This is a genomic window from Paenibacillus sp. JT31N11 (assembly GCF_056269285.1).
Window position 1 is genome coordinate 1,417,033 of the sequence record NZ_JBWDNQ010000001.1, and the last position, 24,012, is coordinate 1,441,044.

Here is a 24,012-nt window from a genome sequence, read left to right on the forward strand (position 1 = left end):
GAAATGGAGGTCATGATATGCCTTTTGGTATTGGCGTTACGGGATTTCTACTGATTATCGTAGTCGGAATCCTGCTGTTCGGACCCAAAAAACTGCCGCAGCTCGGCAGAGCGATCGGCTCCACCTTCTCCGAGTTCCGCAAAGGGACAAAAGAATTAATGGAAGACGAAGAGGAGAAGAAAGTGGAGAAGAAAGAGAAGTCCGATTGATTGCATGTAAGCTCCCGCTATGGATTCAGATCCAATTCAAGTCCGCCTAAATGGCGGGCTTATTTGTTTTGTGCTGCGTCTTGGCAATATGGTACGATAATAAGTATATTAACTCTATAAAAGAAATGAGGAATTATAAAATGAAAGCATGGCAAAAGCAAGGCATCGGTTTGGAAAATCTTAAGCTGGTGGATATCGGCACCCCTAAGCCGGGCCCAAAACAGCTGCTGGTGCGGGTGAAAGCCGTATCGCTCAACTTCAGAGATAAAGCCATTATCGACGGTATTTATTTGCCGGATATGATGAGCAAGAAATTTGTGCCCGTGTCCGATGCGGCCGGGGTTATAGAGGAGGTTGGCTCGGAGGTGACACGGTTTCAGGCTGGCGACCGGGTCATATCCCATCTGTACACCAAATGGATCGAAGGGGCTCCGAACGATAATGATGCCCCCTATGCGATTGGTGGGCCGAATGATGGCGGTCTCGCGGAATATATGATTTTGGAAGAGGACGCCGCCGTATTGACGCCTTCCAACCTGACAGACGAAGAAGCGTCGACGCTGCCGATTGCCGCGCTCACCGCCTGGTTTTCTTTGGTGGAGTACGGCAATTTGCAGGCGGGCGAAACCGTGCTGATACAAGGCACTGGCGGCGTATCGATTTTTGGCGTGCAAATCGCCGCGGCTTTGGGTGCGCGGGTTATTGCCACCACCAGCAGCGATGCGAAGGGTGAGCGGGTAAAAGCTTTGGGCGCATCGGATATTATCAATTATGTGACGACGCCGGATTGGGAAAAGGAAGTGCTGAAGCTAACGGATGGCAAAGGCGCTCAGCATATCCTCGAGGTCGTGGGCGGCGACAGCATCAATCGTTCGATCGACGCTCTTACTCCGCAGGGATATATCTATATTATCGGATTTCTGAAAAGCATGATGGCCGAGGTCAACCTGTTCTCGCTGCTGTCCAAGCAGGCCAAGGTGCAGGGCATTCTGGTCGGACATCGTCAAGCGCTGGAGAAGATGAATCTGGCATTCGATGAGTACAAAATCAAGCCGGTGATTGACACCGTTTATCCATTTGAGGAAGCGATTGAGGCTTACAGGCATTTGAGCAGCGGAGCTTTCGGTAAAATCGTCATCCGCATTTCCTGACCGATTTTCCATTCCTGCCGTCTAAGATAGGTTAGAACAATAGGATCAAATAAGGGGTCAACAGGACTCCTTATTTGCGTTGAAGCGGTTGCCCTGAATAAAGCAGCCCGTGAATCCTAGTAAAATTGGGACAGCGCCTTCTCCAGCCGCTGCGACACCTGCTGCAGCTTGACGGACTGTGACGACAAGCTTTCGCTCACAACGCTCTGACCCGTACTGGCAGATGCGACCTGCTCCGTTGCTGCTGATGATTGTTCGGCTACCGTGCTAACATTACCCACAGTTTCCGTTAATTGAGACTGGGTCAGATCCAGGGATTCAATGTAAGAGGTTACCTTGTGGAGCTGCTGGGACAGCTCCCCGATCAGCGTTCGAACCTCCAGAAATCTGCGGGCGGCCTCTTTCACTGAATCGACCTGCTCGGTGAACAGGGGGTAGATTTCCGCGAACAGTCTGACCGTTTGAAGTATTTCCTGTTCGATCCCGTCTGTCGTTTCGTTCGCCTGCTCAATAAATCGCTTTGAGCTCTCCGCAAGCTTACCCACTTCGCCCGCTACAACCCGAAACGCGTTTCCTGAAGCTCCGGCACGGGATGCCTCGATTGACGCATTAAGGGCCAATATCGTGGTTTGACTCGTGATCTGATTCAGAAATGTGAGAATGCTGCGAATAGTGAGGGTGCTTTTTTCCAGTTGAGTCACTTTGTCAGCCATAATGCGGATTTTATTCTCCGAAATATCTGTATTTGCCATCAAGGCGATCATGAAGGAGGAGCCTTGCTCGCTTTTTGCCGACACATCCGAAGCGGCTGCTTCCATCTGTGTTTTGGATTCCAGAAGAAGCGTCATCTGCTTCTGAAGATTTTGGGCCAGATTGCTGCCGGATTCCGCTTCGGAGGCGAGGTTAACTGAGCCGGCGGCTATCTCTCCCGTCAGTACCGCAATTTCATTAGCGGAATGGGATGTTCTGTCCGCCACCTCCACAAGAGAAGCGGAGGAATCGAATACTTCCTGTGCGGAGACTTTCATTTCTCCTACGAGGCCGCCGATTTGGGACATCATATCGTTGAAGCTTTGGGCAAGCTGACCGATTTCATCACGGGAGCGAATCGTGGAGTTCACGCTTAAGTTGCCTTTCTTCCCTTCAATCATCAGATCCCGAAGCTTGGCGAGAGGCGCCGCGATAAGCCTGACGGCCAGCCAGCTCATTCCGACTGCAAGAAGAGCGGCCAGTCCCGCAATCCCCCAGGTTAACCAGGCAATCTGATCGGCTCCTTTCATCAATTCCTTATAGGGAACGGTTCCGATTAAACGCCAGTTGTTCAGCTTGATCAATCCGGAATAGGTGACCAGCTTCCGGCCATCTTCTGTATGAAACGTTACTCCTGTTTGATTATTGCCGGTTCCGATATCGGATGGTTGTCCAATTAACTGGTCAGCGGGAGAGTACACATAATGATTGTCCGCATCCACAATCATCATTTTGCCGCCGCTGCCAATCGAAACCGATTCAAACCACTTTATGATGTCGCTGAGCCTGAGCTCGATCAGCAGGATGAAGGTGTCCTTCTTGCTCGCCGAGCTTTGCAGCAGAATAGCGACGCCAATCGTATGTCCTGCTTGCGAGGAATTTGATATATTTTCGGGTACGCTTGGGGTAACGGGAATCCACACCGGATTTCCTTTTGCCTCAATGACAGATTGGTACCAGGGCTGCTCCTTGATGTGATCCAGCAGGATAGAGGAGGTACCGATGATCGGAGAGGAGGTTGCTGCCAGATTGCCGGTAATCGTATCGTTGACGGGTATCAGGTAGCTGTCCGTAATGGCTGTATTGTTCATGGCATAGGTTTGCAGGCGTTCAATAAGCGAGGTGAAGACCTGGAACACGGCATAGGAGCTTTGCTGGTCCTTAAGAAGGACATCCATCTGCTGCTGAACGACCTGATCGATGGCCAGCTGCTGTGCCAATGCCTCGAATTGGCCAAGGACGACATTCAGTTTATCGGAGGTTTGTTCAAGGGTCTGTTGTCCGGCGGAGTATACCTGGGATTCAATGATCCCTTTGGAAATATCATAAGCCACGAGTCCTACAGACAGAACGCTTATGATTATGCCTGAGAACAGAAAAAGGAACAGCTTGGCGCCAACCGATCTGAATACGTTATATTGCAATTGGGATTGCATAGAGCGAACAGCCTCACTTTCATCTGCTTATGTAGTTCCTATTTCCTAGATTAACGCCGAATTATATGAGAGGTGTTAAATATTTTGGTTGTTTGTGTAAAAAGAAATCTAATTTTATAGATATAATTATAGATAATATCTATATGCAGGACTTTGGATAGCTCCGGAGTGCTCCCGGAATCCCTCATATAGAAGGGTAGAAATATTGCAATTTCATAGGATAAGATGATAGGGAGAGAATCGGGTTATGTAAAAAACCGCAGAATATCAGATTCGGCCAAGCTGCCGGTTAATTGGCAAGCAGGCACATTAGAAGGAGGCCGTTATGAATCAATCCGATGTCACAGCTACCGGTTCCCAAATGCAAATCCCTTTCATCGCCACAGGCTCTTATCCTTTACGGAATGGCAATATGATCCGACCGCTTGTGGACAGCGGACCTGCCTTCCGGCGGATTTGCGAGGCGGTTGAAGCCGCGCGGCATAGTGTATGGCTTACGGTCACCTTTATGGCACCGGACTTCCAGATGCCGGATGGTCGCGGCAGCCTGTTCGACGTACTGGATCGTGCGGTGGCACGGGGGCTGGATGTTCGCGTCATTTTCTGGCGCCCTAATCCGGAGAGCAGCGGTTACGGTCAAGCGTTCTGGGGATCTCAAGCTGAACGAGAAGGGCTTGGTGCGCGTGGTTCGCGTTTACGCATCCGCTGGGATCGTGCTCACGGGTACTACTGCCAGCATCAAAAAAGCTGGCTGATTGATGCCGGCCAACCTGACGAGACGGCATTTGTCGGCGGGATTAATCCCACATTCAGGTCCGTTGAACCCGGCCATGCAGGGGAGGGTCAGCGTCATGACGTCTATGTCGAAGTGGCGGGACCATCCGCGACCGACGTGCATCACAATTTTGTCCAGCGATGGAATGAGGCCAGCGAGCGTGCGGAAGAAGACGGTGTATGGGGCAACAACGGCGACGAGAAGATGCCCTTCCCGACGAGCGTATCCGCTTCGCGGGGCGGCAGTTTGCTGCAAATCCAGCGGCACGTGTATGCAGGCCGCTACAGCGATGGCTGCCCGACCCCCGGAGGCAGTCCCTACGATATAGCCGGCGGCGAGCGGACCATTTTCGACCAGTACGTTCAGGCCATTAACGCCGCTCGCCGCACGATTTACATCGAGAATCAAGCTATCCCGGTACCGGAAATCGCCGCGAGGCTGGAAGAGGCTCTGAAGCGGGGCGTAGATATCGTTCTGCTTGTTCCGGCCGAGCCGGAGGAACATGTGCGCAAATACCGCCAGCGTCCCGACAGCAAAAGCTTCTTCGAGCAGATCGCTGCACTGGGCCGATACGAGAATTTCGCGCTTGCCGGGATTGCCGGACCCGATGGGCGGGGCGGCCGCAGCAGCATCTACGTACATGCCAAAATCATGCTGGTCGACGATGAATGGGCGACAATCGGGTCCTGCAATCTTCACTCCAATTCACTATTCGGCCATACGGAGATGAATGCTTCATTCCATGATCCGCAGGTGGTGCGCGAGCTGCGCTGCCAGCTTCTGTCCGAGCATCTGGGTCAGGATACCGGGCAGTTGGACGACCGCGCCGCGCTTCGGCGTTATCGGGATATTGCTCACGCAAACCGCCTCGGAAGAGATCGCGGGGATTTCAATTGGCAGGGTCTTGCATTCAGCATGGATCCGGCGGCTTACGGAAAATAGCAGTATTGTCGCTGCTGCGCTTACAGTTGCCCTTTATCGTAAAGATAATTTATCTCGTTATTTTGGAAGCAGAGGAAATGAAGGAGGGCTGGCTGTGCATGCTCCAACACCGTATTCAGAGGTTAATCAAGTGATCGGACAACTCCTGTCTGAAATGCAGCGCGTCTTAGGCAATAAACTCGTCGGTTTGTATTTGTACGGCTCTCTGGTCAGCGGGGATTTTGATGCCGAGATTAGCGATATTGATTTGCTGGCCGTTATTTCCACAGGGCTCGAGAACGCTGAAGCGGACAAAGTAAGCCGGATGCATCAGGACTTTGCCCGCAGCCACGGCCGCTGGGATGACCGGATTGAGGTCGCTTACCTTAGTTTAGCCGCGCTGCAAACCTTCCGCACCCGCTCCAGCATGATTGGCATCATCAGTCCGGGTGAGCCTTTTCACCTCAAAGAGGCGGGAGCGTCATGGCTTGTAAACTGGTACCTGGTGCGTGAATATGGGCGTGTCATCATCGGACCTCCGGCAGAAACCATCATCGGACCGGTTTCCAGGGAAGAATTTCTGTCCAACATCTACATGAACGCAATGGCTTGGCGGAGCAGGATCAAGGATCTGGAGTCCCACCGCGGGGCACAAGCCTATGCAATCCTGACCATGTGCCGCTCCTGCTATACGCTGCAGACAGGAGAGCACGCTTCCAAGAAACAGGCGGCGTTATGGGCTCAGGAGGAATGGCCGCAGTGGAAACCGTTTGTCGAGCAAGCTCTTGTATGGCGGAAATCCCCTGAGGCGGAAGAGGGGGCAGCACTGCTGCAAACACGGGAATTCGTAGAATTTGCGGTCGATCAATGCAGGCTGCTGTTTGACGGGGATGGGAATCTCTAGATCAATGGTTGACGGGGATGGACATGTCCAATCCGTTACTGTCCGGGGTACTGCTGCTGCCTTCGGCCGCTTGATCCATTGCAAGCTTACCAGTGCGCGGGGTATGTGAGCAGCGGAGGCAGCTTGGTATTGGCATCGCCCTTCGCCGCATTAAGCTGGGACTGGGTGAGAAAGATACTCCCGGTGAGGTTGGCTCCCCTCAGGTCAGCGTCCCGGAAGTCAGCGCCGATCAGGTCGGCAGCCCTCAGGTCAGCTTCTCGTAGATCAGCGGCAATAAGGTAGGCGCCGCGCAGGTTGGCTGCTCTGAGATCGGCTCCTCTAAGCTTCGCCCCGATCAGGTCGGCGCCCCGTCCATAGGCCTTCTGGCGTTTTGGCGGGTTCTTCTGCTGGCGGCTGGCTTCTGTGCGCACCAGCTCGCTGGTCTGCAGGAGCAGAGCATTCACGTCTGCCCGGTGTGCCGCCACATTCAGCTCCAAAAGCGAGTCGGGACTAAGAAGCGTGAGGCGTTCGGTCTCGCCGAGCGCGGAGCTGAGTTCGCCGCGGATCGAGCGGGCCGGCTGCAGCGTCAGCGCTTCGGTCAGATACCAGAGCAGCTCATGGAGATGCCGCATAATCGGCAGCACTTCGAACATTTGCTGCGCGGATTCCGGTGCTTGCCGCCAGTCACGTCCGCGGTAGGTGACTTGGGAAACCTTTTGCCCCGCGCCGAAGCAGTCATAAACCGTACAGCCGCGAAAGCCCAGCTGCCTCAGGTTCTTGTGGACGCCGCAGCGGAAGTCGCTTTGCAGATTCGGGCAGGGCTGCCCGGCGTCTTTGTCTATCGCAAAATCTACGGAAGCTGCGAAGGGCAGCGCCGCGCAGCATAAGCCAAAGCAGTTCTCGCAGTCCGCTTGCAGATGAAGACGGTTACCGCCTTGCAGCGGTCCTGGATATTCAAGGTTCTCTGACAAGATACGGACTCCTTCGTTTCATAATTTTTTTCTCAATTCTTTTATACTAGTACTGAATATTTTTCCCGTCAATGCTTGTACCCCGGGAGATTCCGGCAGAAGCAGTGCTTGATGGACAAGCATTCCGGGCGGCGGCATAAATCTGTTATAATAAATGGCGGGGAAAGTCCCCACATAACTTGACAGGAGATTAACCTTTATGATAATCCAATTCATTCGTTATCGGTAATGTGAGGTGCAGATCAGTGAATCTCAGCCATTTTTAAGGAAAATGGTTTGGGTTTGTTTGACTGTACCTTTTTTCATTCACCGACTACGAATGAACGGGGTGCTTTTTTGTGTCCAAAAACAGTATAAATGCAGGCCTTATTTCAGCCTGTGAAGGCATTTTCAGATGCCCGATTTGTTACAATCCGATGAGAATGGTTCAATCCAGGAGCTTGATATGCTCCAAACAGCATTGTTTTGATCTATCGAAGCAGGGATATATAAATTTGGCTCTCCAAGGCTACAAAACAAAATACAATAAACGCCTGTTTGAATCCAGAAGGACGATTTGCAGAAGCGGCTTTTTCGAGCCATTGAATGAACGGATAAGCAGCAGGATCGGAGCCGTGCTCAATACGGCAAACAAAGAGGTTCGTGTATTGGACGCCGGATGCGGAGAAGGCTCTCATCTGCACAGCATTCAGGGGAAGCTGGCACGAAACATCCCAGTTGATCTATTGGGCGTAGGCATGGACCTTTCCAAAGAGGGAATCACCAGCGCTTCGAGAGAATATCCGGATCTGGTCTGGTGCGTGGCGGATATCGCGAAATGTCCATTTGACAATGAACAATTCGATTTTATCCTGAACCTCTTGTCGCCATCCAATTACGCCGAATTTAAGAGAATGCTGTCGGACGACGGATTTGTCATCAAGGTAATCCCGGAACGGGAATATCTTCAAGAATTGAGAGACTTCCTGTCCCATAAGCCGGAGAAACAGTCGTATTCAAACAACAGCACGATTGAGCGTTTCAGGGAGCATTTTGCGCGTATGGACATGGAGCGGGTCCGGTATCGGTTCCCCCTAGATCATACTCTTATTGAGCCGCTGCTCCATATGACCCCGCTGTCATGGGGAACTGCCGCGGAACGATTGAAGCAAATTCCTGAAATGAATATGACTGAGATCACGATTGACTTGACCATCCTGATTGGAAAGAAATAGTTCCGGAGGGCTTGATGAATTCTATTTTGGGAGGGGATCATTATTCATCAATCGGCTTATCTCAAGACAGTCCGCACGTCCGCTCTTGCACTGCCTGGAGTGGAGGGGGGTTCAGCCTACGGGACTCCGGCATTCCGGGTGCGTGGAAAATTGCTTGCCCGGCTGCTTGAAGACGGGGAAACGCTGGTTCTGAGAACGGACTTTGAAACCAGGGATATTCTGATGCAGGTAAATCCAGATGTTTTTCACATTACGGATCATTACCGCAGCTATCCATACGTTCTTGTTAACCTTCCGGTTGTCGAGCCGGCGGAGCTGCAAGAGCTTCTCGAACAGGCATGGAGGAGCTGTGCGCCGAAAAAGCTTCAGGACGGATACAGATCTGACGACTGGAACCGGGAAATTCCATGAACATCCTAATGGACTGGAATCCTTTAACCTGTGTGGTCTTCCGGACAGCAAACGCGTATAATTGATTATTATTTTCATGAGGGTGGGGGAGCTATGGGCAGTACCGACTTTCATCATAATTTCAATCATTTCTTCGACGGATTTGAATTGTACAGGCAGACGGATAACCGGACGGAGCGGATGAAGCTCCATCCGCAGATGGGAGAGGGCTCCGTTCATCGCTTGGTGCCGCGCAACGACCTGGGAGTGGCTATCGCGGAGTTCAGGCTGAACCGCAATCATACCGTGGATCTTCATACGGAAACAGCAATGGTGGAGTTGAGCTACTGCCTGCAGGGCGCCAGAGAAATACGGGTCTCCGGCGCGGAGTTTGAGGTAGCCCCCGGCAGCTACACTCTGCAGTTTGTCAATCCTGCAAAGGCCAGCATGCATTTTGGCGGGGATCAAGCTTTTCAAATGTTAAGCATCGGGATCCCTGTTTCAACCTTTCATCACTTTATGGAAGAGGCTGGCGGTGCGCGGGCATTCGAATTTGACCGGATCATCGGGGATAAGCCGTACCGTATGTTCCAGCAGACCATAGATCCGGCGACGATTATCCTCCTGAGGCATATGCTGCAAGCCGCCAGAGGTCAGGCTGTACGCAATATTGAGCTGGAGTGCAGAATGCTTGAGCTGATGTCTTCGGCGTTCGGCTCTTTCTTACTGGACGGCAAACCGCCTTCAACCAAACTGTCCAAGACCGACAGATCAAAGATTGAACATGCCCGGGAGATCATTCTGGAGCGGATGGCGGAGCCTCCCTCGCTTATGGAGCTGTCGCGGCTGATCGGCCTGAATGATTATAAATTAAAAACCGGCTTCAAAGAAATGTACGGCAGCACGGTGTTCGGTTACCTGCGGGAGCAACGCCTGGAGAAAGCGTACCGGCTGCTCCGCAGTGGCAGCACCAGCGTGATTGAGGTGTCTTGCGAGGTGGGGTATTCGAATCCCAGCTATTTTGCAGAAGCATTTCGGGAAAAATATGGCGTCAACCCCGGCGAATTCGTCCGGCGTTCATAAACCGCTTGTCTCCAACCACTCTTCGGAGTGGTTTTTTTCGTATGGGCTGCGGATAATCCCGCTAACCAGCACCTGGCTCCGTCCAGCGGTAGAGGCTTGATTGGGAGGACTGGTACGCTTGAAAGCATATTAAGTGGATTGGAGAGATGAACAATGACGAACCAACAGGAGCAGAAATTGCAAAATGAGCTGGAAGCCATGGCCAGACATGGCATCGAGGTTCTTCCGAAGGAGGTCGTGGAGGCTTTCGAGCAATCGGTCCGGGAGCTCCGGGAATCGGGCATCGCTAAGGGCATGGCGGTGGGGGCGGCGGCCCCTGACTTCACCTTGGGCAATCAGACAGGCATCGGCGTCACCTTATCTGATGAAATCGCGAAGGGTCCTGTTATTCTTACCTTTTACCGCGGAGAATGGTGCCCGTTCTGCAATCTGGAGCTTAGGGCATACCAGCGAATCATGGACAGCATTCGTGAAGCCGGCGCCCGGCTGCTTGCGGTCAGTCCGCAAACTCCGGATCATTCGTTAAGCATGCAGGAGAAGAACGAATTAAGCTTTCACATATTGAGTGATCTGCGCAATCAGGTGGCAGAGAATTACCAGCTTAAATTCAAGCTTGCGGAGGAGCTGCGCGGCATTTATCGGTCACTCGGGTTTTCTCCGGATGCCTTTAACGGAGACGATTCCTGGGAGCTTCCCGTTCCCGCAACCTACTTGATCGACCAACAGGGCATAATCCGCATGGCGAGCGTAAACCCGGATTACCGGTCGCGGATGGAGCCTCGCGAAGTATTGGACCTTCTGCGCTCCTTATAGGAGAGGGGAATCGCCAACGGATCAGCGCGACCGCCATGAATTGTGCTGAATCGGATTTTCCTTTATACTGGTATCAACTTCAGGAGATGGGGGTTGGTATGGATGGCAATTAGAGATTGCCGGATTGGCTCCACTCATGCAAAGCCTGTTACAGGGCGATACTTTGCGTGAGGCGCGATAACGAATAACAACATCGCCCAAACCAGCATATATCGTTTCTAATAATGGGCTTTGCTACCTTATTTTCAATCCCTATAAAATAAGGAGCTGAGCATCAATGTGTGTACCATTTATTAGAAACCATCAATATAACGTGATCAAGAAGCAAGCCGGACTGCTGAAGCAGGCTCTGCGAACCGTTTCTGATCTGAAAGTGCTGAAATCGGTACGGGACAGTACAGAAGCCAAAATATTCGAGCTGTTTCCCGACCTGACCGACAGCCAGAGACAGCTGCTGGAGAAATTCCCGACACTAGCAACAGCGGAGGATTTTCAGAATTTTCTGGGTTCATTGGAACCGTATATAGTAGAATTTCCGCAAATTACGAACAAGCAGATTCAGAAGCTGTTTCCCAAGAACAAAAAATTAAAGCTTCCTGATTTGTCACAGATTGATTTCCGGTATTTGACCTATCTGAGCTGGACGGACATTTCGACGGATAAATTGTTCATTGTTTATCATGCAGATGGACAATTCATTGGTATCGAAGGCAGATTCACGCCCACCAATAAGAAGAGTTACTGCTTCTTATGCAACAATTATGAAGAACTTGCCTTTTATTCAGTCAAAACAAGACCGGCGAAATCATCTCCGGATTATTACAAGGCGTTCGGCAATTATTTGTGCCTGAACAATCATCACTGCAATACCAGCATTACGGATGTTGCATTTCTGGAGAAATTTATTGATTCCGTTAAAAAATGACGCTCTTCACGAACCTGGCTGCCTGCAAAAGGCAGCCGTTTTTTTCTTTTAAGCCATCTTAAATTGGAAGAATGCCTGATCCCCATTTCAAGATTAGCTTGCAATAAGGAATATATGAAATAAAAAAGAGAAAAAAAGGGAATCTCCTGCGGGAAGCGAATAATTACGATAAATAAGGATCCGATCCATAGCCAAAAGAGTCGAAGTATGGAGGAGAACATGAGAAAATATAATGTTCTGCATTTAATTACCAAGCTGGAATTGGGCGGGGCTCAGAAGACGGCGATCCATACCGTGGAGAAGCTGGATAAATCCGTGTTCAATGTATATTTGGCTTCCTCCTGTACAGGGATGCTGAACGAATACGCCCGGTCGATAAACGGCGTTATTTTTATAGAGATCCCGGAATTGAAGCATGAAATCAACCCTCTCTATGACGCTCTGGTTATAAGGAAACTTTCCCGTATGTTGGACAACTATAATATCGATATTATTCATACCCACAGCTCAAAGGCGGGTATCGTTGGAAGACTTGCAGCCAAACTGGCAAATACCCCAGTCGTCATTCATACAATACACGGCTTCGGCTTTCATGATGATCAGGCTCCGCTCATTCGACAGCTGTATGTCCAACTGGAGAGGCTCGCCTCAGTATTCACGGACAAACTGATTGCCGTATCCTCCTATAATATTGAAAAAGGCTTGTCGTATAAAATTGCCCATCGCGATAAATATATGACCATTCACAGCGGAATCGACATTTCACTCTTCAGGAATGCGGCGGTCTCTCCTCTGAGTAAGCAACGACTGGGCATCGGCGCAGGCGAGTTCGTAGTCGGACAGGTCGGAAATTTCAAACCACAGAAAAACCCGCTGGATTTTCTACGTATGGCCATTATTGTGGAGAAGCTATTTCCGGGCACCAAGTTTCTATTAATCGGAGACGGACCGCTGCGTGGGGAAATCGAACGCTTCATCGAGCAAAATAATTTAACCGGAAAAGTGATATTAACCGGCTGGCGTCAGGATATACCGGAGTTGATTTCCATGATGGATGTAATGGTTCTATCCTCGTTATGGGAAGGCTTGCCCCAGGTTTTTGCTCAAGCAATGGCATGCAGCGTCCCGATTGTTGCAACCAATGTAGACGGAGCCCCGGAAGCTGTCGAACACGGCATCAACGGTTATCTGACCGAGCCGAGGAATTACAGGGGACTGGCTGGCTATGTGAGCGAACTGTTGGCGGATCCTTCGAAAAGCAAACAGATGGGCGATGCAGGAAGACAGCGGGTTTATCCCGCGTTTTGTGCAGATGCGATGGTAGAGGCTGTCTCGGCTTTATACTTGCAACAAATCCGGCATAAATCCCGCAGGACATTATCGTCGTAATTTTGTCAGTTGGAGGTGAATCAAGCTGTATGTTATAGGGGCGGGAGTAACGGGGCTGGCATTTGCAAATGCATACGGTAAGGATCAGGTTAAAATTCTGGAAGGCGCCTCTGATCTGGGCGGGAAAGCGCACTCTTATCAGATCGAAGCAAGTCCGGGAACGTTCCGCTTTGATTGCGGCGGACACTGGTTTCATCATAAGAATGCTCCCGAGGCGCTGAAGCTCCTGAAGGGAATGGAACTTGCAGGGCATACGCGGCATGCCTATGTGTGGCTGGATGGGCAGCTGTTGGATTTTCCTATTCAGCAAAGCTTTCGCGCTCATACCAACAAGGATTTTGTTGAAGCAGTGGAGAAGGAGTTAGTGGAAGCGGGTCAGGATGTGGATGTGAGCTTCAGTCATTATCATGACTTATTATTGAAATCCTACGGACCGACTCTATTCCGAGCCTTCTTCCAAAATTACAACCGAAAGATGTTTGGCCTCGACGACCTGTCGCAAATTCGAACAGGAAAGTTTGAACGGATAAGGAATGTCAGACTGGATCATCAGCCGAATGGGTATAATGGCGACTTTCTGTATCCTGCCGGAACGGTTGGCGCCAAGGGAATTCCACTTTTTTTGGCACGCAATGTAAACATTGATTTTGAAGCAGTGGTGGAGGAAATCGATATCAATAAAAAAACCATGCGGGTCAATGGCCGATTGGAGAAGTGGGAAACGATTATATCGACGATCCCGCTCCCCTCTTTGATAAGGATCATTCCTGATATTGATCCGTCTGTCGCAGCGCTATCGGGACAACTGAGATCCAGCAAGGGCATGATCCTGAATTTAGGCGTGAAGCGAAATCGGCATCACGGGGACATTTCCTGGGTTTATGTACCGGATATGAGCTATCATTTTTACAGAGTCGGCTTCTATAGCAATATTCAGCCTCTGCTGGCCCCGGAAGGGTACAGTTCCATGTATGTGGAGTGTTCGCCTCTCTTCTTCACTAATCGTGAGGAAGCACAGCAGCTCATTCCTCAAATCCTGGAAGATTTACAGCGAATAGGTTTTGTAGAGCATGAAGATGATATTGTCGCGCAAAACATGCTTTTCCTGGAACATAATTATTGCTATGCCGAAAGCAGCGTGATCGAGACGATCCGCTGTTACCTTCAAGATCACGGAATATACAGCATCGGCCGTTACGGTTCATGGCATTGGTCCAGTCAGCATGAGGATATGCAGCAGGCCGCAGAACTAGCGAATGCCCTTTCCGGTGGATCACGATGAAGGCTAAAAAGAAGGAGATGTCATAATGATGGATTTTGATTCAGCTTATTATCCGTATCCTTCCCGAAGAAATGCCATGTTTGCGAAGAATGGCATGGTGGCTACATCGCAGCCGTTTGCGGCAGAGGCGGGGCTTGCCATTCTAAAAAAAGGGGGAAATGCCATCGATGCGGCTGTAGCGACCGCGGTTTGCTTGACGGTGGTTGAGCCTACATCGAATGGAATCGGTTCTGACGCATTTGCTCTGGTCTGGACGAATGGCGAATTGCACGGATTAAATGCGAGCGGACCTGCCCCGGACAGCATATCTATCCAAGCCCTGCTCAAGGCAGGGTATTCGGAAATGCCTGCATATGGGGTGGTGCCGGTAACCGTACCCGGGGCGCCTGCCGCGTGGGCGGAATTATCCGGGCGGTTCGGAAGGCTTCCATTCAGCGAAGTGATGCAGCCTGCCATTGATTATGCCCGAAACGGTTTCCCCGTTACCCCGACTCTGGGGATAGGGTGGAGCAATGGGTTCAATAATTACAGTAGAAATGTAAAGGGAGAAGAATATGCAAACTGGTTTCAGACATTCGCGCCGGAGGGCAGAGCCCCAAGGATCGGTGAAGTCTGGAAATCGGAAGATCATGCGGCTACCCTGCAGTTGATTGCCGAAACGAAGGCCGAAGCATTTTACCGCGGCGAATTGGCCGAGAAGATCGATGCCTTCTTTAAGAAGTACGGCGGTTATCTGACGAAAGAAGATTTGGCGGGCTACAAGGCTGAATGGGTACGACCGGTCAAAGTAAACTACCGGGGATACGATGTATGGGAAATACCGCCTAATGGTCAGGGAATCGTTGCACTCATGGCTCTTAATTTATTAAAAGGCTTCGAATTCACATCCAGGGATTCTCCGGACACGTATCACAAGCAGATCGAGGCCATCAAGCTTGCCTTTGCCGACGGGCTGAAATATATAACCGATCCCGCCAAAATGAAAATGCCGATCGAGGCTTTGTTATCGGACGCTTATGCGGATGAGAGAAGGAAGCTGATCGGCGGACAAGCCTTGCTTCCGGAGCCGGGCAGCCCACCCAAAGGCGGGACGGTTTATTTGTCCACCGCAGACGGGGAAGGGAACATGGTTTCTTTTATCCAAAGCAATTACATGGGATTCGGCTCAGGCATTGTCATTCCGGGAACGGGAATCGCCTTGCAGAATCGCGGTCATACTTTTTCGCTGAACCCGGCGCATGACAACAGCCTGGCACCCGGGAAAAAAACCTATCATACGATCATCCCCGGTTTCCTGACAAAAGGCAATCAGCCTGTTGGGCCGTTTGGGGTCATGGGAGCATTCATGCAGCCGCAGGGGCATGTGCAGGTCGTGATGAACACCATCGATTTTCACCTGAATCCGCAGGCTGCCCTGGATGCTCCGAGATGGCAGTGGAAGGAAGGCAATATGGTGGATCTGGAGCATTCGTTTCCCGAACATATGGCGGGTGCTTTGGGACGGATGGGTCATCGGATTCAATATGCTCCAAGCCTGGGATTCGGCCGTGGACAGATTATTTGGAGAACGCCGGAGGGTATTTTGGTGGGAGGTACGGAACCGAGAACAGATGGAGCGGTGAGCGTATGGTGAACGGGGCAATGTTGATTGCTTAGTTTAAGCTGAAGCTGCATGCTTGGCTTGCCGGTGTGCAGAAGAGGACCGCCGCTGATAAGGCGGCGGTCCTCCTCTGTTCCGGCAGGGGCGGATATTGAATCTATCAGTGGACTGCACCTTGTATGACAGGGGACTATGATAACGTAGATACGACAGCTTGACCTGCCTCGGCTATAGCCACAAAGCTCCGACACACCCGCAAATGATCCCTAAAACAATGACCGAGGACGTTACGAATACGAGCACTTTTTGCGGAAAAGCTCTGGAGACGAGCAGCAATGAAGGCAAACTGATTGCCGGCAGGGTAATCAGCAGCGCCGCTGAGGCGCCTGAGCTTATTCCAAAAGAAAGAAAGGATTGGATGATTGGAATTTCGGCAGCAGTGGGGATAACAAAAAACGTCCCGGCGATAGCAAAGAAGATTATCGCTGCGAAGCCTGCATTCAACCACTCGGGAAACATAAAGCTTTGTAAAATGCCAAGGATAAAGACCGAAATAAGATAGGCTGGAATAACTTGAATGAGCATCCGTCCGAAGCTAGTAATCCAGCGCGACCAAAGCGGGCGGTTGTCGGCTTCCACTGAAGGCAGATGATTTGAAATCAATTCATCGGTCTTGTTATCAGGTTTGGCGAAGCGGTTTGCCAGATAGCTGATGCCGAAGGTGATAACAATACCGAAAACCAAACGGAGAATAGTAAATTTCCAGGATAAAACGAAAGTCATAAAAATGAGTGTAGCCGGGTTAAGCAGGGGATTACCCATCCAGAAAGCCAGACTTGCTCCGACGGACACTTGCTGTTTGCGCATCCCTGATGCAATAGGAGCCGCGCAGCATGAGCACATCATACCGGGTAGAGACGAGGCCCCGCCAATCAAGGTGCTTTTAAAAGAAGCCCGGCCCAGCAGCTTAAGCAGCCAATTCGCCGGCAGCAGCACCTGGATCATCGATCCGACGATCATTCCCAGCAGGGCCGCCTTCCAGACCGCTTTAAAATAAGTCATCGCGTATGTTGCGGCAGATTGCCATATCGAAACAGTGTCATCCGCATGAAAGCCATTCAGAATGGATGAGCCGATCGAATGTGTATCTGCCGCTGACATCGCCTTATGATAATACGGCGCCCATTTTACATAGGTTAATCCGGCGATGGTAATCACGATAAATAAACTAATCATCATCCATGTTTTTCGGGTGTGGACGGGTGTGCGTAAACTCGAATTCCTGATTGTTGACATGTTATCCTCCAGTATTCTATAAGGTTCATATGACTACACTGGATTATATCATATAATAAGGAGAGGGCAGGATATCTGCATTTGCGTTTTTCTTGCGCAATCAGGTACCATTTATGATACAGATCATCACAAATAGATGTCAGAGAAGGGAAGAATATAATGAATATCAATCATACCGTAAAATTAACCTCCTTATCGAGTAAGGGCGGGTGCGGCTGCAAAATAGGACCGGCTGACTTGAAGCAAGTCATCGGGAGCCTCCCCCTGGCAGAGCGCAACCCTGATCTGCTTGTTGGGATCGAGACCAGCGACGACGCCGGTGTATTTCGAATAAGCGATGAATTGGCATTGGTTCAAACGGTGGATTTTTTTACTCCTATCGTGGATGACCCTTATTCCTTCGGTCAAATTGCCGCGGCAAATGCAATAAGCGACATCTATGCCATGGGCGGGAGACCGTTAACGGTGTTAAATATCGTTGCATTTCCGATTGCTACGCTCGATAAACAGATTCTGGCGGAGATCCTCCGCGGAGCTGCAGATAAAGTGAAAGAAGCCGGCGCTACGCTTGTTGGCGGACATTCAATTGATGATAAAGAGCCTAAATTCGGACTTGCTGTAACCGGACTTATCCATCCTGATCAGATCAAAACGAACACAGGCGCAAAGCCTGGGAACAAGCTGATTCTGACCAAACCGATTGGCGTGGGCATCATGACGACTTCAATTAAGAAAGATCAGTTGAGTGCCGAAGAAGTTGAGCGGGTTACCCGCGTTATGGCCACACTGAATAAATCCTCAGCCGAGATCATGAGCAAATATGACGTAAGTGCGTGTACGGATGTAACGGGTTTTGGTCTGATCGGACACGCTCTGGAAATGGCAAAAGGCAGCGAAGTAGGGATTACCATCGTAAAAGAAGCGGTTCCTCTGCTTCCCCGGGTCAGAGAGCTGGCTGAAGCCGGATTTGTTCCGGGCGGCACAAAAAATAATTTTGCCTATATCGAAAATGATGTTGCATTTCCCGAAGCGATGGATCAAATCGACCGTTGGATCCTTTGCGATGCTGTAACATCGGGGGGCCTCCTGATCGCTGTGGCGGCTGAACAATCAGAGGAAATGCTGCAAGAGCTCATGGCAGCGGGGGTCGAAGCGAGCATTATCGGAGAGGCAGGGGCCGAAGGCGCTGGCCGCATTGTCGTTATTTAATGCTATTAAGTACAAATCGAACAGCATGAAGGGGTCTTAAAAACATGTTTCAAGACATCACGATTGAGGAATGGTCGGCGTATCGGGACCGGAAGGAGCTCGTCATGATTGATGTGAGATCTCCCTCGGAATATGCCGACGCGACGATTCCCGGCAGCCTGAACATTCCTTTGTTCGACGACCAGGAACGCGCAGAAATCGGTACGCTTTATAAGCAGGTCAGCGTACAGGCAGCAAAGGAAAGAGGTCTGGAAATCGTCTCTGCCAAACTGCCTGCTTTCATTAAGCAATTTGCTGAAATTCCCCAGAATAAATCGGTATTCTGCTGGCGGGGCGGGATGCGCAGTAAAACCACGGCGACGCTGCTGTCTCTGATGGGTATACATGCCTATCGGTTGACAGGCGGTTATCGCGCCTATCGGCAGTGGGTCGTTGAGCAATTAAATACGCTGCAGCTGGATCAGCAGGCTTTTGTTATTCATGGGAATACAGGCAGCGGAAAAACCGCGATTCTGCGAAAATTAAAGGAGAAAGGCTATCCGGTTCTCGATCTTGAGGGTTTAGCCGGCCACAGAGGCTCCATATTCGGGGAAATCGGATTAAAAGCCCATAATCAAAAAACATTTGATGCGCTACTTATGGATGATTTGCGCACATACTGCGAGCCTGCTTATATGCTGTTCGAAGCGGAGAGCAGACGAATCGGGAAAATTACCCTCCCGGATCTCATTATGGACAGGCGTGCAAGCGGGCACCACATTCAAATCGAGCTCCCGCTTGAAGCACGTGTACGGCAAATTATCGAAGACTATATGCCTTGGGAGAATGCTGAGGCATGTATGAGGGCCTTCAAGCAAATAAAATCGAGAATCCATACACCCATCGCAGCGGAGATTGAATCCTGCCTGATGAATGAGCAGTATGCAGCGGCAGTGGAACTGCTTCTTGTTCATTACTATGATCCTATGTATTCCCATTCCTCGAGCACTCATGAGGAAGAAGTCACTTCTTACGTGAAGGCTGCATCGGTAGATGACGCTATGACCCAAATTGAAGGGATTATAAGCGAAGCAATGAGTGTTCAATTGCAATTGTATGAAAAGTAAGAAGGTAGTGGGCAGCCTGGACAGAGCCTAGCCCGAATCCTGAAGAACGGGGTAATCGGGCTGGGCTTTTCGAATTGAGGAGGGGGATAGGAATGACGGCAGTCGTGCAAAACGGGACCGGACAGAACCGCTATTATTTCGACTATAACGCAAGCACGCCAATCGATCAGGAAGTGCTGGATGAAATGCTCCCGTATTTACAGAACCATTACGGGAACCCTTCTTCTTCTCATTGGGCAACGCATACAATCAAAGATGCCGTCGATCTTGCCAGAAGCCGGGTAGCGGGCCTGCTCGGATGCAAGCCGCAGGAGATCGTTTTTACGAGCGGCGGCAGCGAATCGAATAATTTTGCTATCAAAGGGGCTTATTTTGCCAACCGCCACCGCGGGAATCATATTGTCACAACGAAAATCGAACATCCTTCGGTGCTGAGTCCGTGCGCCTTCCTGGAATCCATCGGGGCACGCGTTACCTATGTAGACGTGGATCAATACGGGCGCGTCCATCAGGACGATATCGCTGCCGCCATAGCAGCAGACACGATTCTTGTTTCCGTGATGCATGCGAATAATGAAACGGGAACCATTCAACCTCTCCATGAGATTGCCAAAATCACTCGCAGCAGGGGCATTCTGCTCCATTCGGATGCTGCACAATCTGCAGGGAAGATTGCTGTCAAAGCGGATGCACTTCAGGCTGATCTCATCACAATTGCAGGTCATAAGATGTATGCGCCAAAAGGAATCGGTGCGTTATTCGTAAAAGAAGGCACTGAACTCACACCTCATATCCACGGCGCGAATCACGAATCCGGCAGACGGGCAGGTACCGAGAATGTTCCTTATATTGTCGGCTTGGGCAAAGCGGCAGAGCTTGCTGCGGCACTTTACGATCAGATTCGAATCAAGGAATTGAATGACCTGCTCTGGAGGAAATTATCAGATGCATTTCATGATCAAATCGTTCTGAATGGACATCCGGAGGAACGGCTGCCCAATACGTTGAATGTCAGTTTTATCGGGAAAACAGGTCAAGAGGTGTTAGATCGGGTACCGGAAATTGCCGCTACTACGGGTTCAGCCTGCCATACGGGAGATGAGAATATGTCTCCTGTTCTAAAAGCTATGAATGTGTCTCGGGATATCGCGGCCGGTACGGTACGATTCTCGATTGGCCGCTATACGACCATCGATGATATTGAGTATGCATCCGCATTAATCAAGGAACGCCTGTTGGAGAGAGAATAGGAGGAAATCATATGTATTTGCCGTCTTTTCAATTAGAGGGAAAAAAAGCAATCGTTACGGGAGCAGGCCGCGGCATCGGAAGAGCCCTGGCCGTCGGGCTGGCAGAGGCTGGAGCGGATGTGGCGCTGATGGCGCGTACGCCGGAGGATTTGAAGCGTACGGCGAAAATCATTGAATCGCTTGGACGTCGGGCATTGACGCTGCCGGTTGATTTGAAGGACCAGCCGAATCTGAGGGAAGCCGTTAGGGAAGCGGAAGCCTGGGCAGGAAAAATCGATATTCTGATCAATAATGCCGGTATGAATATCCGCACCCCCGCGCTGGAAGTAACCGAGGATGAATGGGATACGATCATGCAAACCAATTTAAAATCGGCGTTTTTTCTCTCGCAGATGGTTGGGGAGCATATGAAGGCGGCCGGAGGCGGATCGATCGTCAATATTTCATCCGTCGCCGGCCATGTTGCGCTGCGCACGGGGGTCGTCTACGGCTCAACGAAGGCTGCCCTGATCCAAATGACCAAAATCCTCGCGCTGGAGTGGGGGAAATATGGCATTCGCATCAATGCCATCGGTCCCTGGTACTTTAAAACGCCGCTCACAGAAAAAATTCTGTCCGATGAAGTCTTCTTGCAGGACGTGCTGTCCCGTACGCCGATGAAGCGGATCGGCGAGCTGCCGGATTTGGTTGGCCCCGCCGTCTTTCTTGTTTCCGACGCAGCGGCCTACATGACAGGACAGACGCTTTACGTCGATGGAGGCATGACGATTTATGGCTTCTGACGCTTTAATCCGCTAAGGAAGGTTCGGAGGATATAGCGAAAGCTTTGATCACGGTCCAGGGCGAGACCGAAGCCTTTATTGATCTCCAGGGAAACAAATCCGTGAAAAATGCTTCGCAGTCCCCGAACCGCATGAAGCGCTTCATCCTCGGACAGCTCATACACCTCCATAACACGGAGGATTAAATGGATGATCTCCTCTCCCAGTTGTACTGCATGAGCATCATTGCGCTCAGGTCCCCAAAAGGAGGCCTCATACAGGCCGGGATGCTTGCGGGCAAAAGCCAGATAAGCAAGTCCCATCGCCATCAATGCATCCTCGCCGGATACGCCAATAGCCGCGTCCGCAAGATATTCCTTCATTTGGCCGAGACTCCAGTGCGCCAGATCCCGGCGAAGGCCGGGCATGCCCTCCACGTGATTATAAAGCGAGGGGGTCTTTATTTTTAATTTTTGGGCGATAAGCGCCAATGTAATTTGTTCGAGACTCATTTCATCTGCAAGCTCTATTGCAGCTTGCAGCACAACCATTTTATTGATGCCAGGGCGGGCAGCCATCCTATCACCTCCATGCTTTCTCGGCTTGTTGTATCGCCTGATCCAGCTCTGAAGCAGGATTCACAATGACATTGCCATGGCCTACAGCCAGAAGAGATGGAGTTAATGCCCGCATTTTTCTTGCGCTGTCCAGGGCAGCCTGCTTGTTCCAGGTTGCCATGGCCGGGAAGGGGAATCGCCATTTTACTTTGCCGGAGACAGCGACGCCGCCACGGGTCTGCATGGAATCGCCGGCAATGAGCGCATTATTCCTCACATCAATGAAGGCCATATGTCCGGGGGTATGCCCGGGTGTCGCAATGGCTTGAAGCGACCCAATGCGGTCGCCTTCTTCGAGCAGGACATCGGGTTTCGTCCGGATGGATTTGGGAACACTTCCGCGAATCGGCGATTGTGGTTCTCCGGGCAGCAAGGATTTATTCCCGGCCAATAACTGGGCATCGCGTGCAGATATATACACCTTGGCTTCGGGCAAGGCTTGTTTCAAGCCATCGAGAGCGCCGACATGATCTCCGTGCCCATGCGTAAGGACAATCCGGGTGAGAGGCTTGCCGATCCCTGCCGCTGCTTCCAGAATGCCTTTGATGCTGAAAGGCATTCCGGCATCGACTAAAGTCAGCTCCGTTTCTTCCTCCACCAAATAACAATTAACAGGAAATGCACGGGGTAAAAATGTTAATTGATAAACCGTACTATACTTAAGGATCCGCATGAATCAACACTTCCTTTTCTGAAACTAATGATATTAGTATATTAACATTTATTATTAGTTTTTGCAAAGTATTTTTTGCCATGCGGTTACCGGTTGGAGATACTGACAACCGAGCTGCGAAAACCTGCAGCTACCGGTTGCAGTATTACTGACAACCGAGCTGCGAAAACCTGCAGCTACCGGTTGCAGTATTACTGACAACCGAGCTGCGAAAATCTGCAGTTAACGGTTGGAGATTTACTTGTTAACCTGGACATTTCGCAGTAAGCTTATACTGAAACGCTTTCATAATAGGAGGGAAAATATGTACACATTTGGTTGGTGCAGTGGTATTGAGGAAGGGGAGAGACTTAAGCGGCTGGGCTTCGATTATATCGAATGCGCGCTTGTATCGCTTGATTTGGAAAATGAGGCTGCAGCGGCCGAGAAGATTCCCGTCTATGCGGACAGTCCGATTCCGGTCCGGGCATTCAATGTTTTTTTTCCAGGCGATATTAAAGTCGTAGGTCCGGAAGTGGACGTAAACCGCATTCAGCGTTATATCCATAAAGCCGCATCTGCCATGAACAGAGTCGGCGCGGAAATCGCCGTACTCGGCAGCGGACGCTCCCGCAATATCCCCGACGGCTGGGAGCGCCAGCAAGCGGAGGAGCAGTTTGTGCAATTGCTGGAATGGATTGCCGCAGAATTTGCCGGAACCGGCGTCACGCTTGCTATTGAACCGCTGAATTCGAAGGAGTCCAACATTGTGGGCAGCGTATCCGAAGCGGTCATGTTCGCCAAACAGGTGAATCATCCCTCCATTCGGGTGTTGGCTGATTTTTATCATATGGATGAGGAGAATGAGCCGCTCGGTACGCTCATCGATAACAAGGATTGGCTCGCCCATATCCATCTGGCCGATACGGGGCGTCTCTCTCCGGGGACGGGTCAATATCCTTACGCCGAATTTGAAGCTTCCCTGCATGCTGCCGGTTACAGCGGCATGATCTCGGCGGAATGCAAGGTCAATGATCCCGACACAGAGTTTGCAGCAAGCCTGGCTTTTATGAAACGGGTTTTCAGCAAGTAGACGAGATTCAAATGATTGGTGTTCTGCAGCTCTAAATTGCAGGGCGCCAATCTTTTTAGCCGTATCCCTGCCTCCTCAGCATCGAACGCTCAGCATACTCCCTCACTTTTTATTCTCCTGTACATATAAACTCCCATTATATACCAAATATTTCGCGTTATTATTTTATTTAAAATCTATCGTCATGGATGTCACAAAAATTACTCCTGTATCGTTTTATCTGCAAACGCATTTAA

Annotated in this window: 22 protein-coding genes; 17 read left to right on the plus strand and 5 right to left on the minus strand. The window is 50.7% G+C overall.

Annotation, left to right across the window (positions count from 1 at the left end; translation table 11 throughout):
* Positions 1-17: 17 nt before the first annotated feature.
* Together AC0YNV_RS06235 and AC0YNV_RS06240 are read left to right on the plus strand one after the other, a co-directional pair.
* Positions 18-209 (plus strand): twin-arginine translocase TatA/TatE family subunit, encoded by a 192-nt coding sequence (locus AC0YNV_RS06235; protein ID WP_475766737.1) that lies wholly within the window; start codon positions 18-20, stop codon positions 207-209.
* Between the two features lie 140 nt (positions 210-349).
* Positions 350-1,360, plus strand: a complete 1,011-nt coding sequence (locus AC0YNV_RS06240) for a zinc-dependent alcohol dehydrogenase family protein (RefSeq protein WP_475766739.1) — start codon at positions 350-352, stop codon at positions 1,358-1,360.
* A gap of 116 nt (positions 1,361-1,476) precedes the next feature.
* Here the strand turns inward: AC0YNV_RS06240 and AC0YNV_RS06245 are convergent, their stop codons facing one another.
* Positions 1,477-3,546: a methyl-accepting chemotaxis protein gene (locus tag AC0YNV_RS06245; protein WP_475766741.1), complete on the minus strand. Its 2,070-nt coding sequence runs from the start codon at positions 3,544-3,546 to the stop codon at positions 1,477-1,479.
* A 325-nt stretch (positions 3,547-3,871) separates the two neighbouring features.
* On the opposite strand from AC0YNV_RS06245, the gene AC0YNV_RS06250 reads away from it, so the two are divergent.
* Positions 3,872-5,263, plus strand: coding sequence for a phospholipase D-like domain-containing protein (locus tag AC0YNV_RS06250; protein WP_475766743.1), 1,392 nt, complete (start codon positions 3,872-3,874; stop codon positions 5,261-5,263).
* 94 nt (positions 5,264-5,357) lie between these two features.
* Positions 5,358-6,146 carry an aminoglycoside adenylyltransferase domain-containing protein gene (locus tag AC0YNV_RS06255; RefSeq protein ID WP_475766744.1) on the plus strand — a complete coding sequence of 263 codons (789 nt, stop codon included), beginning with the start codon at positions 5,358-5,360 and terminating at the stop codon, positions 6,144-6,146.
* An 86-nt stretch (positions 6,147-6,232) separates the two neighbouring features.
* Here AC0YNV_RS06255 and AC0YNV_RS06260 read toward each other — a convergent pair whose 3' ends face one another.
* Complete coding sequence (locus tag AC0YNV_RS06260) at positions 6,233-7,096, minus strand: pentapeptide repeat-containing protein (protein ID WP_475766746.1); 864 nt, start codon at positions 7,094-7,096, stop codon at positions 6,233-6,235.
* Positions 7,097-7,434: 338 nt separating this feature from the next.
* On the opposite strand from AC0YNV_RS06260, the gene AC0YNV_RS06265 reads away from it, so the two are divergent.
* From AC0YNV_RS06265 to AC0YNV_RS06300, 8 genes are all read left to right on the plus strand, one after another.
* On the plus strand, positions 7,435-8,310 hold the full coding sequence (locus AC0YNV_RS06265; RefSeq protein WP_475766748.1) for a putative RNA methyltransferase: 876 nt from the start codon (positions 7,435-7,437) through the stop codon (positions 8,308-8,310).
* Between the two features lie 90 nt (positions 8,311-8,400).
* Entirely contained in the window at positions 8,401-8,721 is a 321-nt protein-coding gene (locus AC0YNV_RS06270) for an MmcQ/YjbR family DNA-binding protein (RefSeq protein WP_475767315.1), read from the plus strand.
* A gap of 93 nt (positions 8,722-8,814) precedes the next feature.
* Entirely contained in the window at positions 8,815-9,783 is a 969-nt protein-coding gene (locus AC0YNV_RS06275; RefSeq protein WP_475766750.1) for a helix-turn-helix domain-containing protein, read from the plus strand.
* Positions 9,784-9,936: 153 nt separating this feature from the next.
* The gene (locus tag AC0YNV_RS06280) at positions 9,937-10,596 is read left to right on the plus strand and encodes a peroxiredoxin-like family protein (protein ID WP_475766752.1); all 660 of its coding nucleotides are present in this window, start codon (positions 9,937-9,939) and stop codon (positions 10,594-10,596) included.
* Between the two features lie 277 nt (positions 10,597-10,873).
* Positions 10,874-11,521, plus strand: coding sequence for a FusB/FusC family EF-G-binding protein (locus AC0YNV_RS06285; RefSeq protein WP_475766754.1), 648 nt, complete (start codon positions 10,874-10,876; stop codon positions 11,519-11,521).
* A gap of 219 nt (positions 11,522-11,740) precedes the next feature.
* Positions 11,741-12,910: a glycosyltransferase family 4 protein gene (locus tag AC0YNV_RS06290; protein WP_475766756.1), complete on the plus strand. Its 1,170-nt coding sequence runs from the start codon at positions 11,741-11,743 to the stop codon at positions 12,908-12,910.
* A 34-nt stretch (positions 12,911-12,944) separates the two neighbouring features.
* On the plus strand, positions 12,945-14,192 hold the full coding sequence (locus tag AC0YNV_RS06295) for a protoporphyrinogen/coproporphyrinogen oxidase (protein ID WP_475767316.1): 1,248 nt from the start codon (positions 12,945-12,947) through the stop codon (positions 14,190-14,192).
* Positions 14,193-14,217: 25 nt separating this feature from the next.
* Positions 14,218-15,825 (plus strand): gamma-glutamyltransferase family protein, encoded by a 1,608-nt coding sequence (locus tag AC0YNV_RS06300; RefSeq protein ID WP_475766758.1) that lies wholly within the window; start codon positions 14,218-14,220, stop codon positions 15,823-15,825.
* 195 nt (positions 15,826-16,020) lie between these two features.
* Here AC0YNV_RS06300 and AC0YNV_RS06305 read toward each other — a convergent pair whose 3' ends face one another.
* Positions 16,021-17,088, minus strand: a complete 1,068-nt coding sequence (locus tag AC0YNV_RS06305; protein WP_475766760.1) for a permease — start codon at positions 17,086-17,088, stop codon at positions 16,021-16,023.
* A 159-nt stretch (positions 17,089-17,247) separates the two neighbouring features.
* Between AC0YNV_RS06305 and selD the strand changes: the two genes are divergently transcribed.
* The 4 genes from selD to AC0YNV_RS06325 all read left to right on the plus strand — a co-directional run bounded on the left by selD (position 17,248) and on the right by AC0YNV_RS06325 (position 21,435).
* A complete protein-coding gene (gene selD / locus AC0YNV_RS06310; RefSeq protein ID WP_475766761.1) occupies positions 17,248-18,297 on the plus strand; it encodes a selenide, water dikinase SelD in 1,050 nt (349 codons plus the stop codon).
* Positions 18,298-18,341: 44 nt separating this feature from the next.
* A complete protein-coding gene (gene mnmH, locus AC0YNV_RS06315) occupies positions 18,342-19,403 on the plus strand; it encodes a tRNA 2-selenouridine(34) synthase MnmH (RefSeq protein ID WP_475766763.1) in 1,062 nt (353 codons plus the stop codon).
* A 92-nt stretch (positions 19,404-19,495) separates the two neighbouring features.
* On the plus strand, positions 19,496-20,653 hold the full coding sequence (locus tag AC0YNV_RS06320; protein WP_475766765.1) for a cysteine desulfurase family protein: 1,158 nt from the start codon (positions 19,496-19,498) through the stop codon (positions 20,651-20,653).
* 11 nt (positions 20,654-20,664) lie between these two features.
* On the plus strand, positions 20,665-21,435 hold the full coding sequence (locus AC0YNV_RS06325; RefSeq protein WP_475766767.1) for an SDR family NAD(P)-dependent oxidoreductase: 771 nt from the start codon (positions 20,665-20,667) through the stop codon (positions 21,433-21,435).
* Here the strand turns inward: AC0YNV_RS06325 and AC0YNV_RS06330 are convergent.
* Entirely contained in the window at positions 21,423-21,992 is a 570-nt protein-coding gene (locus tag AC0YNV_RS06330) for a TetR/AcrR family transcriptional regulator (RefSeq protein WP_210045983.1), read from the minus strand. The genes AC0YNV_RS06325 and AC0YNV_RS06330 overlap by 13 nt on opposite strands.
* A gap of 4 nt (positions 21,993-21,996) precedes the next feature.
* On the minus strand, positions 21,997-22,704 hold the full coding sequence (locus AC0YNV_RS06335) for an MBL fold metallo-hydrolase (RefSeq protein ID WP_475766769.1): 708 nt from the start codon (positions 22,702-22,704) through the stop codon (positions 21,997-21,999).
* Positions 22,705-23,008: 304 nt separating this feature from the next.
* Between AC0YNV_RS06335 and AC0YNV_RS06340 the strand changes: the two genes are divergently transcribed.
* On the plus strand, positions 23,009-23,776 hold the full coding sequence (locus AC0YNV_RS06340) for a sugar phosphate isomerase/epimerase family protein (protein ID WP_475766770.1): 768 nt from the start codon (positions 23,009-23,011) through the stop codon (positions 23,774-23,776).
* Positions 23,777-24,012 lie beyond the last annotated feature (236 nt).

Excerpts from the sequence above, each read along its gene's own strand:
- AC0YNV_RS06325 (WP_475766767.1), top strand. The coding sequence starts at position 20,665 with ATGTATTTGCCGTCTTTTCAATTAGAGGGAAAAAAAGCAATCGTTACG.
- AC0YNV_RS06235 (WP_475766737.1), top strand. The coding sequence starts at position 18 with ATGCCTTTTGGTATTGGCGTTACGGGATTTCTACTGATTATCGTAGTC.
- AC0YNV_RS06285 (WP_475766754.1), top strand. The coding sequence starts at position 10,874 with ATGTGTGTACCATTTATTAGAAACCATCAATATAACGTGATCAAGAAG.
- mnmH (WP_475766763.1), top strand. The coding sequence starts at position 18,342 with ATGTTTCAAGACATCACGATTGAGGAATGGTCGGCGTATCGGGACCGG.
- AC0YNV_RS06330 (WP_210045983.1), bottom strand. The coding sequence starts at position 21,992 with ATGGCTGCCCGCCCTGGCATCAATAAAATGGTTGTGCTGCAAGCTGCA.
- selD (WP_475766761.1), top strand. The coding sequence starts at position 17,248 with ATGAATATCAATCATACCGTAAAATTAACCTCCTTATCGAGTAAGGGC.
- AC0YNV_RS06320 (WP_475766765.1), top strand. The coding sequence starts at position 19,496 with ATGACGGCAGTCGTGCAAAACGGGACCGGACAGAACCGCTATTATTTC.
- AC0YNV_RS06240 (WP_475766739.1), top strand. The coding sequence starts at position 350 with ATGAAAGCATGGCAAAAGCAAGGCATCGGTTTGGAAAATCTTAAGCTG.
- AC0YNV_RS06340 (WP_475766770.1), top strand. The coding sequence starts at position 23,009 with ATGTACACATTTGGTTGGTGCAGTGGTATTGAGGAAGGGGAGAGACTT.
- AC0YNV_RS06335 (WP_475766769.1), bottom strand. The coding sequence starts at position 22,704 with ATGCGGATCCTTAAGTATAGTACGGTTTATCAATTAACATTTTTACCC.
- AC0YNV_RS06245 (WP_475766741.1), bottom strand. The coding sequence starts at position 3,546 with ATGCAATCCCAATTGCAATATAACGTATTCAGATCGGTTGGCGCCAAG.
- AC0YNV_RS06300 (WP_475766758.1), top strand. The coding sequence starts at position 14,218 with ATGATGGATTTTGATTCAGCTTATTATCCGTATCCTTCCCGAAGAAAT.
- AC0YNV_RS06250 (WP_475766743.1), top strand. The coding sequence starts at position 3,872 with ATGAATCAATCCGATGTCACAGCTACCGGTTCCCAAATGCAAATCCCT.
- AC0YNV_RS06290 (WP_475766756.1), top strand. The coding sequence starts at position 11,741 with ATGAGAAAATATAATGTTCTGCATTTAATTACCAAGCTGGAATTGGGC.
- AC0YNV_RS06305 (WP_475766760.1), bottom strand. The coding sequence starts at position 17,088 with ATGTCAACAATCAGGAATTCGAGTTTACGCACACCCGTCCACACCCGA.
- AC0YNV_RS06275 (WP_475766750.1), top strand. The coding sequence starts at position 8,815 with ATGGGCAGTACCGACTTTCATCATAATTTCAATCATTTCTTCGACGGA.
- AC0YNV_RS06280 (WP_475766752.1), top strand. The coding sequence starts at position 9,937 with ATGACGAACCAACAGGAGCAGAAATTGCAAAATGAGCTGGAAGCCATG.